The sequence below is a fragment of the Candidatus Villigracilis sp. genome, assembly GCF_057083605.1.
In genome coordinates, this window is the sequence record NZ_JBXMTI010000099.1 from 1 (window position 1) to 13,586 (window position 13,586).

Here is a 13,586-nt window from a genome sequence, read left to right on the forward strand (position 1 = left end):
TGCACGTTTCGACTGAGCCCTTACGCAGCGTTCCCGGATACGCGTTCCCGTTCACTGAACAAACATAGCGTACCCAAAAACGTGCCCGATTGCAATCCGTCGATCGCTCTTTCATGCTAACACCTGATGATGAGCCAACAGGTCGCGGTTGAATTTCGCCCACTCCACCAGGTCCCGTTTCTTATTATCATGCGCCACAAGGGCTATCTTCTTATCGTGTTCCATGGGAATTTTTTTATGAGCCATAATCTTATGTTGCTCCTTTTACAAATTTCATCGCTGATTCTCCTTGCCCACCCCTAAATTATACATCTTGAAAAAATTTATAGTAGAATTACGCTCGTTGGGGCGATGGCGGAATCGGCAGACGCAACGGACTTAAAATCCGTCGGTAGTGATACCGTGAGGGTTCGACCCCCTCTCGCCCCACAGTTCCCATGTCATTGCGAGGGTGTTCTCCCCGAAGCAATCTCCACTAATGAAGAGATTGCTTCATTCCTCGCAATGACATCCTCATCAAAAGGCAAACATGTTTTTTACACGGCAGCAACTCGAGGAGATTGAAGACAAAAGCCTTGCCCCTTACGGAATGCGGAGCAAGGATACAAAAGGGCGCGCCTATCTGGACGGCGAACCTGAATACCGCACATCTTTTCAACGTGATCGTGATCGCATCCTGCATACTACGGCGTTCCGCAGGTTGGAATATAAGACTCAAGTCTTCATCAATTTCGAAGGCGACTATTTCCGAACCCGCCTCACCCACACGCTGGAAGTTGCTCAGATTGGCCGGACATTAGCCCGCGCCCTGGGTGCGAACGAAGACTTGGTTGAGGCCGTATGCCTTGCACATGATCTGGGACATTCTCCCTTTGGGCATTCTGGCGAAATTGCATTGGCTCGCTTGATGAAAGACTTTGGCGGATTTGACCACAACAAACAATCCCTGCGCATCGTCACCGAACTCGAACAGCGTTACCCCGAATTCCCCGGCTTGAACCTCACCTGGGAAGTGCGCGAAGGGATGGTAAAACACGAATCCGAATATGATATTTCCGATGCGCGTGATTTCAACCCGGACCTGCGTGGCAACCTTGAAACACAAATAGCCAATGTCGCCGATGAACTCGCCTACACCACACACGATCTCGATGACGGTCTGCGCTCAGGCATGATCAGCCCGCAGCAGCTTGAAGGTGTTGCCATCTGGGAAATACTGCGCGAGACTTATAATTGGCGCGGCGCGATCCTCGGTGACATGGAGAGACACCGCATGATCCGTCACCTGGTAGGCATCATGGTCACAGATATGCTCACGGCAACCGAGAACCGCATCAAAGACAGCAAAGTGAAAACAGCATTGGACATACAAAAGTTGAAGCACAATATCATCGGCTATAGCGAAGAGATGCAGCGCCGCAACCGTGAGTTGAAAGACCTGCTTTATAAAAAACTATATCGCCACTATCGGGTGGTACGTATGCAAGTCAAAGCTGAGCGGACGATTTCAGATCTCTTCCATGCTTATCACACGGAACCAGCCATGCTCCCCGACCACGTTCAATTCTTCATCGAAAAGCGCGGGCTGGAGCGCACGATCTGTGATTACATAGCAGGTATGACAGATCGTTATGCGATAGAAGAGCATCAAAAATTATTCAATCCCTTCGAAAAACCATAACCGGTTTTACTTTGAAAGGGGGCGCGCATCATTTCTTTTGCCCCTTTTCCAATATGAATGTTATATCAATCACCATCAGAAAGGAGCAATCCATGTCCACACCCAGCTATTTAACACCGGAAGGCGAAGCTAAACTAAAAGCCGAACTGGAAGAACTGAAAGGCCCGCGCCGCGAGGAACTATCAAAAAGACTGCGCTCGGCCATCCAAATGGGCGACCTTTCAGAGAATGCCGATTATCACAAAGCCAAGGAAGACCAGGGTTTTCTCGAAGGCCGCATTCAGGAACTTGAATCGATCCTGCGTAATTCAGTCATCATTGAAAAAACAACGAGTAATGAGATTGTCTCCATTGGCTCGCATGTCACCATTCAAGAAGGTGAATTTGAACCTGAAACTTATCATCTGGTGGGCCCTACGGAAGCGGACCCTCGTAATGGAAGAATCTCACACGAATCCCCCATTGGCAAAGCCTTAATGGATAAGAAGGTCGGTGACTTCGCCGAAGCAGAAACCCCTGGTGGTAAGATCAAATTTAAAATTGTAAAGATTGAGTAGTTCGATAAAAAAATCCCGTCCATTTTTCGGACGGGATTTTTTCATTATCCTTGCCTTGGCCAGATCGCCAACTCAAGGGTGATGCGTTCAAAATAACTATCGGATGGTAATGGGCCCTTGCCATATTCCAAGTCAACCACCGTGGCCAGTAATTGCAGGGTGGCGGTCTCAAGCAGGATTTGCGCCTGCGGTTCAACCATCACAAGCTCGCCTTTCGGCTCCAGCCGAGAACGGATACCGGGGTCATCGAATGCATGGCGTGACATCAACACTTTTGTTGCGGTCTTGATATCGTTCTTATCGAAGAGCCAGATCTCCAATGCAGTTACCTTTTTTGGGTCACCTACACCAATGGCTTCCGAAACGCCTACGCCATATTCACCCATGAATTCTCCAGCCTGTGTATCAATGCTGAAAGATTCGTCATACAGGTCATCACCCAAGACATAAGTTGTCATGGTTTGTGTGATCGGCGGAGCCAACCCAAGTTCTTCAAAATTGGTCTTTTCGGTATTGCGGCTAATTTCTGAGGCATGCATCACAGCGGTTACCTCTCCACTGCCGCGTTTACCCAACAAGCGGAACAGGTATATGCCAACTGCCGCAACTACACCCAGCAGCAAAACAATACCAATCCCGATCACTGCAGTTCTCATCAAAGAGGATGTGCCGCCCGTTTCCTCCGGGGCCGGTTGACCGCCACCCGCTGAAAGAACGCCGGTGATCAGGTCACCATAAGCCTTGATCACACTTGGGTCTGTCCCTTTCGGATTGGCTTGTATATTGTTAAAGGCTTCCTGGGCGCCTGAGCCAAGATTCTGCCAACGTTGAACGGCCAGGTCCGGGTTCGGGTTGAGGCGGAAGGAGTCTATTGCCATACGCAGATAATCCTCCTGCAAATCCGCGCGCAGGTAGGCAGGGGTTGCATCCACAAATTGTACCGGCGCAACGACCCATGCAATTAATAATCCCAATAGCAGCCCTAGAATAAATAGAGCAATCGGAACGATGGGCAGTTTTTTCAACAGAGCAACGACAAACTGCATACAAGACTCCTTTGTTTCATGACTTTTGTTCGATTATACATCCTATTTTTTGTCCCCTGCATGGCAGATTGATTACCGCTTTTCCATTAAATACAACATGCGCTCCGAATCGCGGACAGGTTCAGCCTTATGAATTTTGAAGCACTCAGAAAACGCAGATTCAAATCCCTCACGGGTGTAATTGGGGAAAATATCCTCACGCGATGCAAGAAGTTTTCGCACCTGAGAATCAGATTTGGGGACAAATTCGATCACCAGCATTTTACAGCGCCCTACAAAAAATTCGGCAAGCTGCGGCAGAGGCACATTGTTCGAAATTGCAAGGTGGTGAATGACAGCCAGCGCAAGCGCCATATCCGCCGGGCCGCGCTGACCAAACGAATCGCGCTCGGAATGATCCCAACCGATAGCGGGGCTGGGGTTTGTTAGATCCAAAACCAAAGGCAAAAGGTTTTGTTCCTTATTCTTTTTTACAACCTGATAATTTTGTTCAACCGCCGCAGGGTCAATATCGAAAGAAACCGTGAACGCACCAGAGGCAGCGGCTTCGCGGCTGAAGACGCCGGTATTACCGCCCAAGTCCCAAACCAAAGCTGGCTTCTGCGCGGCAGACCATTCGCGCACTAATTGTTTTTTGTGTTCAAACGCTGAATCGGAATAATTGGTTGCTTCGTAGTATGCGCCCCACTCCGTGCCGGCAGCCTTCCATAATAATTTTCGAACAGTGCCCTCAAGGCTTTCGATCAACCCGGTCATTGCCTGTTGACTCATCATGCCTTTTCGCGGAGTAACTGCTTTATCAGAATATTTTTTTTGCGCACCCGCGTGGATATGGATATGTGTGAGTAGGCCAAAATTGAATTTCGTTCGCAAAGGCAACAAACTGCTGGCGAGGTCAAGCGGGACACCATCAATGTACACTCGCAACAATTGGTTCAAGCGCACATCGCGGTAGCTCATCAATGCCAGCGGCGCAAGAAAGTGCTGACAGAATTGGCGATATGCCACCCAGGGCTCGCCCTCTTTGTAAACCTCGAAAGACAATGTATCTATCAAAGTCGCTTTACCGCGAACAAATTGAATGTTATAAGCGCTTGCATCCTTGAGTGACATGTCATGTTTCAACGCGCGCTTTTGAATTGAAAGCGTCGCAAGCGCGGCATCCTTCAACTGGCTGAATGACCATTCATATGGATAAGAAATGAAAGGGACTCGCTCGGGTTGAATGACTTTGAACGCCGCTTCGCTCCCCGCCGCAGCCTGCTCCACCTCAACATGGGGAATCAACAACCCGGCCTTGACCAGCTTCTCATACAAGCCAGAATCCATCAACCGCACATAATCTTTTTCATATGTGCGGTTGATCTGTCGGTACAAGACTCCGTTTCGAGAAAACAGGAACCCGTTCGGGTCGCGGAAAGAAGCGGAGAGCTTTTCAGCTTTGATCATTATTCGTTTCGTCGTCTTCCTCTGGCTTGGGTTTGATTCCAAACCATCCCTTGATTTTGCTCCATGAGGCACGCAGGGCAACACCGAGTCCTAACAGAACGGCGATTAATATCTGAATGATAAAACTTCCAGAGCCAGGGTCTAAATATGGAGGGGGTGAAAAGTGCATCTTATCCTCTTTCTTTTTTACATGGTTTCAGGGACGATCTCTTCCAACAGGAAGGTTTCAGAACAATTGGTGCACTGCGCTTCGCGCTTATTGGCAATCACCAGCAAGCCATTGCATTTTGGGCATGGTTTGGCAAGCGGCCTCTTCCATGACGTGAAATCGCAATTGGGGTAATTCACACAACCAAAGAAGGTACGTCCCTTGCGGGTCTTTCGTTCGACAAGATCACCGCCATCTTTCGGGCAGGAAACGCCGATCTTCTCCAGCCACGGTTCAGTGTAACGACAGTTCGGGAAATTGGAACAGGAAATAAATTTACCAAAACGTCCGTAACGAATGACAAGCTCGCCGCCGTCATCCGGGCAGATGCGCCCAATCGGTTCAGGCCCAGATTTGGTAACAGGCATTTCAGCCTGAGCTTTTTTCACATCCGCCGAGAACGGCTCGTAAAATTCGCGGATCGCATCCGTCCAGATCATTTCTCCTTCAGCGATCTTATCGAGGTCTTCTTCCATATGCGCAGTGAAATTAAAGTCCACCACTTCAGGGAAGTATTGCATCATCAAGTCGTTGACCTGAACGCCGGTATCCGTGGGGATCAGGCGTTTATCCTCACGCAAAACATATCCACGTTGTTGAATGGTAGAGATGGTCGGGGCATAAGTGGATGGACGCCCAATGCCATTTTCTTCCAATGACTGTACCAGCGAGGCTTCTGAAAAGCGCGGGGGTGGCTGTGTGAAGTGCTGCTCAGGGATCAAACGGATCAATTCCTGTTTTTGTCCCTCGGCAATACCCGCAGGTATCTTCACATTCTCTTCTTCGTCCTCTATCTTTACATCTTCATTTTTAGCTTCTTCATATAAAACCAGATAGCCGGGGAACTTCACCGCAGAACCGGAGGCGCGCAAAAGATATTCATGCGCATTGGTCTTGCCCACCACTTCCACTTGCAAAGTATCGTAAACGGCAGATTCCATTTGAGAGGCAACAAAACGCTGCCAGATCAAACGATAGAGCTTGAACATGGCGGGGTCGAGAAATTCTTTTACCTTCTCCGGGTCACGCATGACAGAAGTAGGGCGGATCGCCTCATGGGCTTCCTGCGCACCGGCAGACTTAGTCTTGTAAATCGGTGCTTGAGCGGGAAGATAATCTGCACCGTATTTTGCGGTGACATATTCACGTGCTTCACTTTGAGCGCTTGTGGAAACATTCATCGAGTCGGTACGCATATAGGTGATCAAACCTGTCGTACCGCCCTCGCCCACATCCTGTCCTTCATACAATCCCTGTGCCAGACCCATCGTTCGCTTGGCCGTGAAACCCAGTTTGCGCGAAGCTTCCTGCTGCAAAGTGGAAGTGGTGAATGGCCCGGCTGGTTTTCGTCTGCGCTCGCCACGTTTTACTTTGGTGACGGAATAAGCCGCAGTTTCCATGTCGATCAGAATAGGCTTTACCGCTGCTTCGTTTACAAGTTCAGGTTCTTCATTATCAACACGCACCAACTTCGCAAGGAAAGCGGATTTTGGAGTCCCGTGCTTAAACTCGGCGTGAATCGACCAATATTCGACTGGAATAAAATCATCGATCTCGCGCTCACGATCAACGATCAGCCTGAGAGCCACCGATTGAACTCTACCAGCTGACAGTCTTCCGCGCACCTTCTCCCATAAAATGGGGCTGATACTATACCCAACCAAACGGTCAAGTACGCGGCGTGCTTGTTGAGCATTGACCAGATCCATATTGATTCCGCGCGGATGTGAAAAGGCCTCCGCTACCGCAGGCGCGGTAATCTCATGAAAAACCACACGCCGGGTACGCTCTGGGTCGATCTCAGCGGCTTCCATCAAATGCCACGAAATGGATTCACCTTCACGGTCAGGATCGGTTGCGAGGAATATCTCTTCGGATTTTTTCGCAAGCTTCTTGAGTTCTTTTACAACTTCCTTCTTTTCATTCGGAACACGATATTTCGGCTCAAAATTATTATCCACATCCACAGAAAGCTGTGATTTCAAAAGATCGCGCACATGCCCCACCGAAGCGCGGACGGTATATCCCTTGCCAAGAAAACGCCCGACTGTTTTTGCCTTCGCGGGTGATTCAACGATCACCAGTTTTCCATCGCGTACTTCCACTTTTTCAGGCTTTGGCGGCGCAACCATATCCGCATGAGCGTCAGTTCTGCCCATCCGATAGAGTTTTGTGCCACACACAGGGCAAATTGCCGTGGTAACAGGAGACCCCTTTGCATTAAATCCAGCAACAGGGTCTTTCATCTCTCGTTTTGTCTTGCACTTCATGCAATAAGCTTCCATCAATCCTCCAGCGCAGAACGCGCCAACTTTGTTACAGTAACACAAATCTATCCCGTAAGGGTACGGGATAGAGCGTACATTCTACGCAATTTTTCATTTTTTTACAAATATCAATTTTGTCATTACAAACCGCGAGTCTTAAAAGCCCACAGATAATACCAGTTTACAAATATTTTTCCTGCCTATGTTTCTTCAAATGCTCCACCACTTCCTTCACTTTTTGAGCCTGGTCAGATTTGCATACCAATAAGGCATCTCCTGAATCGATGATCACCATATCATCCACACCAATCGTGACGATCAAACGCTCTGTCGAATCGCCATAGATCAAGGTATTGTGAGTTTCATGCGCCAGGTGCAGGCTCGAATTGGTTGCAATATTACCATTCATATCGGGCAGCAACACTTCAAACAGGGACGACCACATCCCCACGTCACTCCAGCCCAGCCCGCCAGCAGGCAAAACCGCCACGCGTTCTGCTTTCTCCATAATGCCATAATCCACTGTTTCGGTTTTGAGGTCACGCCATAGATCATTTAAAACCACATCCTGCTTATCCGTTCCCCAGACCGATGAGATTTGATTCAGCGCATTGTTAAGCGCGGGCATTTGTTTCTCAATTTCCTTCAAAATTTCATCGGCCCGCCAGATGAACATACCGCTATTCCATGAATGATCACCAGTACGAAGTAACTGCTGAGCAGTTTGCTCATCAGGTTTTTCCTTGAAGCGCATCACTGTATAAACAGGGTATTTGTAGTCACCTTCGACCACCTTGCCCTGCTGAATATATCCGTATGCAGTGGAGGGAGCTGTTGGCGTGATACCAAGCGTAACTAGATAGCCATTCCCCGCCACTTCAAATGCGGCCTTAAGCAAATAGTGGAACAAATCCACATTGCGAATGAAATGGTCTGATGGCAGAACCGCCATGGAAGCACTTGGGTCACGTTTCTGTAGAACCATCGCCGCCAGGCCAACAACTGAAGCAGTCCCACGCGGCGCGGGCTCGATCAAATAATTCTCTTCTGGAATTTCAGGCACCTGTTGTTTTATCTCTCGCGCCTGCTCTTCAACCGTTACCACCAATATTCGTTCGGGTGGAAATAGATTCTCCAGTCGCTTCACGGTACTTTGAAATAGAGTTTCCTGCCCCAGCAAAGGCAGCAATTGCTTGGGTTTTTCTTTTCTTGAAACAGGCCAGAGACGAGTCCCGCCGCCGCCCGCCATGATCACTGCATAGGTATGGGAAAAATCCACAGGCATTCATATCTCCTAAACGTTGTAGTCTGATTGCTCTTCACGCATGGCAACGTAATTCATGCCGCCCACCTGCCGCACCATGCCCTTCAATTCCATCAGTGCAAGGGTAGCGGATATTTTTTCAATTGGCAAGTCGGCCTGGTTGCGAATTTCATCGACATGCAGTGGTTCACTCCCTAACACACTCAACACGCGCGCCTCGGTTTCATCAGCGGGCAAAATCTTCCGTGCAGATTTTTGTGCGCCTACCCGAGTCAAGTCCAGAGCCTGCATCAGATCGGCGGGGGTTAGCAAGGGCTGCGCGCCTTTTTGGATCAATCGATTGGTGCCCTTGCTCTGCGGAGCAAGAATACTGCCTGGTACAGCAAAGACTTCACGTCCCTGCTCGGCCGCAAACTCAGCTGTGATCAACGCACCGCTTGTTTCAGCAGCTTCGATCACCACCACAGCCAAAGACAAACCAGAAATAATTCGATTGCGAGGCGGAAAATTGGAAGCATCAGGTGGCGTACCAATTGCATAATCACTAATGATCGCGCCGCGTTCCATCATTTGCTCTGCCAGCCCGCGATGCTCAGGCGGGTAGATCTTATCAACTCCAGAACCGAGAATGCCTATCGTTCGCCCGCCAGCTTTCAGCGCGGTTTGATGCGCGATCACATCCACGCCTCGCGCGAGTCCGCTGATCACCGTCATGCCATTGGCAGCAAGAAAAGAAGCGATCTCTTCCGTCACCTGCCTGCCATAAGGTGTCACTTTGCGCGTGCCGACAATTGCAACGGCAAACAGGTCATCGGGCAAATATTCGCCGCGAATATATAAAACGGGGGGCGGTTGATCGATCTCTTTTAGGCGGGCAGGATATTCTTCATCACCCCATGTCAGGATTTTAATTCCCTGTGACTCGATCTTCTCCCAGACTTTATCCAGACTGACAGTTTCCCTCGCTGCGAGGACTCTTTCGATCACTTTCGCGCCGAGGCCTGCTTCCGCCAAAGAGTCAGGGTCAGCATTCCAAGCGGATTCAAGCTCGCCGAAATAAGCGACCAATCCCTGCATGCGGACTGCGCCAAGGCCTTTGATTAAGTTGAAGCCGATCCAATATTTTTTTTCATCCATATCTAAATGCTCTTGCCGCCGTCCCCGGCGGCGAAGACGCCGCCTCGAGCAAGTATTATAGTCCCTCTAACAGATGAACCTTCATAGAACGCTGAGTCATATCCACGTTAAGTATGACCGAGGGTATGGCGGGAAGAAGAATTTCTTTACCAGAATCATCTCTAACGACGTATACGTTATTCGCGCCTGTTTCCAAAACTTCAACGATCTTGCCAAGTAGATTGCCGCTATCATCCACCACATCCACCCCGATTAATTCATATAGATAATACTGGCCTTCAGGCAGCGGCGGGACTTCCTTGGCTTTGACATACACCCACTGATTGCGAAACCTCCCCACGGTTTCGGGCGTTTCATATCCGCGCAATGTGACCAATAAACCATTCCCATGCACACGGACACTTCCAAACGTTGCAGCCTCATGCTTTTCGCCGATATAAACCTTGCGACCCGTTTTGATGCGATCTGGGAAATCAGTATGCAAATCCATAATGATCTCACCGCTGACACCATGCGGGCGGCGGAGAAATCCGATGGCTAAATAAATAGACTCGCCTGACGGCGAGCCTGATTGCTTTTGTGCGGTCATTAGGGTTCCGTCACATCGAGCGTGGCTTGTTTGCCTTCACGTTCAGCGGCCACCCGCAGCAGTGCGCGAATGGAGTTCGCAACCTTGCCGCCTTTGCCGATGACCCGCCCCATGTCGTCTTTGGCGACGCTCAACTCGATGCGGATGCGGCTGCCACCGCTTTGCTTAACGTCCACTTCGTCGGGGTGTTCTACAAGGGACTTGGCGATGTATTCAATGAGGTCTTTCATAATAATTTCTTTCAAAGACCCTAAAGGTTTTAAAAACCTTTAGGGTCTCTCTAACTAGTCTTTGCGGGTCTTAACTGGCGCGGCGCGCTTGGTTTCAGCTTCAGCGGCTTCAGCGACGAGGGCTTCGATAGCCTCGCCCTTCTTGAAGCGCTCAAAACGATCCTGTGTGCCAGCGGACTTGAAGATCTGCGCCACAGATTCGGTGGGCAGGGCGCCGTTTTGCATCCAATGGAAGATGCGATCTTCCTTTAAATGAATTGTCGCGGGGTTGGTGCGGGGGTTGTAGACACCCAAAATTTCCAAAAAGCGACCATCGCGCGGGGACTCTTCATCAGCAGCCACCAGGCGGTACGTGGGGTGGCCCTTGAGACCAATACGACGTAAACGAATTCGAACCATGTTGAACTTACTCCTTTAGAATGTTTTGCGTTCCAGACAGGCACTAGAGACATGAGAGGGAATGTGCGGGCTGAAATCGCCGGGCCCTATTTTACCAGAGAAAAAGAGAGATTCTGGGTTAGAACGGTATAATGCTGCCTATAAGCCGTTATAAAAAGTTAGACGCCTGAGTTGTTAAATATGAGTGAAATGTTTTCGAATCAATTTGAGACTGATGAGTATCTGGATGCGATTGTCTCGTTAGAGCTAGTTGCAGAGCTCCTTCCCAAGACGATTACGAACGTCTATGCTTGGAAATGGATTGTAGTTGCGCTGCACAATGCGCTTCAGGGATTCATGGTCTTGGCATTGAAGGGCACTGACAACCTAAGGCCACTCACTGATAAGTCGGCGCGAGGGTGGCTGGAGGCCTATGAAAAGGGCAATGGATCATATCCTGAGCGAAGACTGGATTGGTTTCCGAACTTATACGGGAAGATCAAGTCTGACGCCATGATAATGTATACCGACAGCAAATTGTTCGTGCCCGAGAACAATCAGGAGCACAGCATAGAACAGTTAAACGAGTTGCGAAGAGATTTTGTACATTTCACCCCGAAGCTCTTATCGCTCGATGCATCAATCTTCCCTGAAATTGTTGTTGACACAATTGATGTTATCGAATTCCTTGGTTTTGAATCGAACAATGTTGTCTGGTATAAAGAAGATCGCGCGTCCAAGACCAAAGTTCTTTTGAGAATGATACGCTCTCAAGCCTCTTCGCTACAGGAGCAATTCGGCGCCTAACACAGCGTGCAGTGGATGCTGGGGATGACAAGCGCAAATGCGTTTGTGCTGGACGATCCAGTCCCGTCAAGCGGGATGAACGATCAAGCTGGACGAGCGGTGCTCGCTGGAGGCTCACTCGCCCAATCTTCGGCAATCCCAAGCAGTTTCCACGCCTCGGCATTTTTCCAGGCGGGTATCCGCTAAAGGGGACGATGTCGCCAACCGTTATAGATGCTTCATTAGTGCAAGGCAAAAACAAAATGTCTGATAGCTTCTGGAAACCCTATCGAGAATCCACTCAAAGATATTTACCTGCCATCACCAAGGTCCGTTGGGTTCGGCGTTTTCAGATTGGAACTTATCGTGCCTTGGTAGGTACGGATTGCGAGAGTGTTGGTGCAATCCGTTATTTTCATGTATTGTACGTTTATCGAGAAAATGAGGAGCGTCCCTGCCTGGCAGTATCCTCTGAGTACGAAAATGGCCTGCCCTCAGTCGATTCACCCTTCTTCTGTCTGTTTTTCGGCGGTACACACTTTAATAGAGGCGCATCTCCAGACTATAAAGACCTGCAGATTTTCACTGAGAAGGCTCTCGAAGTAATCATTGAGCCGTTAGGGATCCCATCGGAGATTCCGAAAGAACTGCCCCTGAATTGATTTTCTTCATACCCCGTGGAACTGTACTTCCTTCCATAAGCGGAGAGATCATTCGTTTATCCAATTCCATTAACAAGAAAACAGGTCACATTTGAAACGCGACCTGCGAATTACCCAAACAACTTCCCCAGTCCCTTTCCCCCAGTTTTTTGAAACATCTTCATCATCTTCTGCGCTTCGCGGAATTGTTTGATGAGGCGGTTCACATCCTGCACTTCCATGCCTGCGCCGGCGGCGATGCGTCTGCGGCGGGAAGCGTTGAGCAGGTCGGGGTCGCGGCGTTCTTTTAATGTCATCGAGTTGATGATGGCCTCAGACTGTTTGAAGGATTTTTCCACCATAGTTGGGTCGATGCCGCGCGCGGCCTGACCCATTTGGCCGGGCAGCATATCCATGATCTGCGAGAGCGGGCCCATCTTTTTCATTTGCTTCATTTGGTCGAGCCAATCCTCCAGCGAGAAATGGCCCTTCATCATCTTCTGAGCCTGCTCAGCCTGCTTTTCCATCGTCTGCGCATCGTAGGCTGATTCAGCTTTTTCGATCAGGCCGATCAGGTCACCCATTCCCAAAATGCGCGAGGACAAGCGCGCGGGATCATAAGTTTCAAGCGCATCCAGCTTTTCACCGGTACCAATAAATTTGATCGGCACACCCGTCACCGAGCGGATGGAGATTGCTGCGCCGCCGCGCGAGTCACCATCCATTTTTGTGAGGATGAGTCCTGTGAGATTGATCGCGTCTCTAAATCCCTGCGCGATATTTAAGGCTTCCTGACCGATCATAGAATCGATGACGAGCAGCGTGTCCACCGGGTTGACGTTTGCAGCGATGGCCTTTAACTCATTCATCAACTCCGCATCCATTTGGGACCGACCAGCTGTGTCTACAATGACGAGGCTGAATCCACCCTTTTCCGCTTTCTCAAATGCATGTTTCGCCAGTTGAGGCGGGGCAAGGGATGTATCGGTTTCGACTTCAACATCGATCCTTTCACCAAGTTGCTGCAACTGCTTGATGGCCGCGGGGCGATACGGATCGCCTGCAACCAACAGAACGCGCTCCCCTTTTGACTTCATGAGGCGCGCCAGCTTACCTGCGGCAGTCGTCTTGCCTGCGCCCTGCAAACCGACCATCATGATTGCACGTGGTTTTGGCCCTGTCAGATTTAATGGGGCAGGTTCGCCCAGTGTCCCAATGAGTTCCTCATTTACGATCTTGATAATTTGTTGACCGGGGTTTAACGCCTTCGATACTTCCGCGCCGACAGCACGTTCGCGCACTTTGGCGATGAATGTTTTTACAACGCTGAAATGCACATCGGCTTCGAGCAGC

Annotated in this window: 15 protein-coding genes, 1 tRNA gene and 1 pseudogene; 6 read left to right on the forward strand and 11 right to left on the reverse strand. The window is 49.7% G+C overall.

Features of this window, described 5'->3' with window-relative positions:
* Positions 1 to 111 precede the first annotated feature (111 nt).
* Positions 112 to 246: a hypothetical protein gene (locus AC14M5_RS14100; RefSeq protein WP_484030314.1), complete on the reverse strand. Its 135-nt coding sequence runs from the start codon at positions 244 to 246 to the stop codon at positions 112 to 114.
* Positions 247 to 345: 99 nt separating this feature from the next.
* Here AC14M5_RS14100 and AC14M5_RS14105 point away from each other — a divergent pair.
* The 3 genes from AC14M5_RS14105 to greA all read left to right on the forward strand — a co-directional run bounded on the left by AC14M5_RS14105 (position 346) and on the right by greA (position 2,238).
* Positions 346 to 429 (forward strand) — tRNA-Leu (locus tag AC14M5_RS14105).
* A gap of 100 nt (positions 430 to 529) precedes the next feature.
* Complete coding sequence (locus tag AC14M5_RS14110) at positions 530 to 1,681, forward strand: deoxyguanosinetriphosphate triphosphohydrolase (protein ID WP_484030315.1); 1,152 nt, start codon at positions 530 to 532, stop codon at positions 1,679 to 1,681.
* A 92-nt stretch (positions 1,682 to 1,773) separates the two neighbouring features.
* Positions 1,774 to 2,238, forward strand: coding sequence for a transcription elongation factor GreA (gene greA, locus AC14M5_RS14115; RefSeq protein WP_484030316.1), 465 nt, complete (start codon positions 1,774 to 1,776; stop codon positions 2,236 to 2,238).
* A 44-nt stretch (positions 2,239 to 2,282) separates the two neighbouring features.
* Here the strand turns inward: greA and AC14M5_RS14120 are convergent, their stop codons facing one another.
* The 9 genes and pseudogenes from AC14M5_RS14120 to rpsP form a co-directional block, all read right to left on the reverse strand.
* Positions 2,283 to 3,284, reverse strand: a complete 1,002-nt coding sequence (locus AC14M5_RS14120) for a hypothetical protein (RefSeq protein ID WP_484030317.1) — start codon at positions 3,282 to 3,284, stop codon at positions 2,283 to 2,285.
* A gap of 72 nt (positions 3,285 to 3,356) precedes the next feature.
* The gene (locus tag AC14M5_RS14125; protein ID WP_484030318.1) at positions 3,357 to 4,733 is read right to left on the reverse strand and encodes a class I SAM-dependent methyltransferase; all 1,377 of its coding nucleotides are present in this window, start codon (positions 4,731 to 4,733) and stop codon (positions 3,357 to 3,359) included.
* Positions 4,720 to 4,902, reverse strand: coding sequence for a hypothetical protein (locus AC14M5_RS14130; RefSeq protein WP_484030319.1), 183 nt, complete (start codon positions 4,900 to 4,902; stop codon positions 4,720 to 4,722). Before AC14M5_RS14130 ends, AC14M5_RS14125 begins: the two co-directional genes overlap by 14 nt.
* A gap of 17 nt (positions 4,903 to 4,919) precedes the next feature.
* Positions 4,920 to 7,211 (reverse strand): type I DNA topoisomerase, encoded by a 2,292-nt coding sequence (gene topA, locus AC14M5_RS14135; RefSeq protein WP_484030320.1) that lies wholly within the window; start codon positions 7,209 to 7,211, stop codon positions 4,920 to 4,922.
* A 178-nt stretch (positions 7,212 to 7,389) separates the two neighbouring features.
* The gene (locus AC14M5_RS14140) at positions 7,390 to 8,493 is read right to left on the reverse strand and encodes a mannose-1-phosphate guanylyltransferase (protein ID WP_484030321.1); all 1,104 of its coding nucleotides are present in this window, start codon (positions 8,491 to 8,493) and stop codon (positions 7,390 to 7,392) included.
* 9 nt (positions 8,494 to 8,502) lie between these two features.
* Positions 8,503 to 9,609, reverse strand: coding sequence for a DNA-processing protein DprA (dprA, locus tag AC14M5_RS14145; protein ID WP_484030322.1), 1,107 nt, complete (start codon positions 9,607 to 9,609; stop codon positions 8,503 to 8,505).
* Between the two features lie 55 nt (positions 9,610 to 9,664).
* Positions 9,665 to 10,198 (reverse strand): ribosome maturation factor RimM, encoded by a 534-nt coding sequence (gene rimM / locus AC14M5_RS14150; RefSeq protein WP_484030323.1) that lies wholly within the window; start codon positions 10,196 to 10,198, stop codon positions 9,665 to 9,667.
* Positions 10,198 to 10,428 (reverse strand): KH domain-containing protein, encoded by a 231-nt coding sequence (locus AC14M5_RS14155; RefSeq protein WP_484030324.1) that lies wholly within the window; start codon positions 10,426 to 10,428, stop codon positions 10,198 to 10,200. Before AC14M5_RS14155 ends, rimM begins: the two co-directional genes overlap by 1 nt.
* A 141-nt stretch (positions 10,429 to 10,569) precedes the next feature.
* Positions 10,570 to 10,827, reverse strand: a pseudogene (gene rpsP, locus AC14M5_RS14160) (30S ribosomal protein S16); the annotation flags it as partial.
* Between the two features lie 189 nt (positions 10,828 to 11,016).
* Between rpsP and AC14M5_RS14165 the strand changes: the two are divergent.
* The 3 genes from AC14M5_RS14165 to AC14M5_RS14175 are packed head-to-tail and all read left to right on the forward strand — an operon-like array spanning position 11,017 to position 12,254.
* Entirely contained in the window at positions 11,017 to 11,613 is a 597-nt protein-coding gene (locus tag AC14M5_RS14165) for a hypothetical protein (protein WP_484030325.1), read from the forward strand.
* Between the two features lie 24 nt (positions 11,614 to 11,637).
* Positions 11,638 to 11,799: a hypothetical protein gene (locus tag AC14M5_RS14170; RefSeq protein ID WP_484030326.1), complete on the forward strand. Its 162-nt coding sequence runs from the start codon at positions 11,638 to 11,640 to the stop codon at positions 11,797 to 11,799.
* A gap of 56 nt (positions 11,800 to 11,855) precedes the next feature.
* Positions 11,856 to 12,254 carry a hypothetical protein gene (locus tag AC14M5_RS14175; RefSeq protein ID WP_484030327.1) on the forward strand — a complete coding sequence of 133 codons (399 nt, stop codon included), beginning with the start codon at positions 11,856 to 11,858 and terminating at the stop codon, positions 12,252 to 12,254.
* 110 nt (positions 12,255 to 12,364) lie between these two features.
* Here AC14M5_RS14175 and ffh read toward each other — a convergent pair.
* The coding region (gene ffh / locus AC14M5_RS14180; RefSeq protein ID WP_484030328.1) for a signal recognition particle protein at positions 12,365 to 13,586 on the reverse strand (1,222 nt) is incomplete at its 5' end.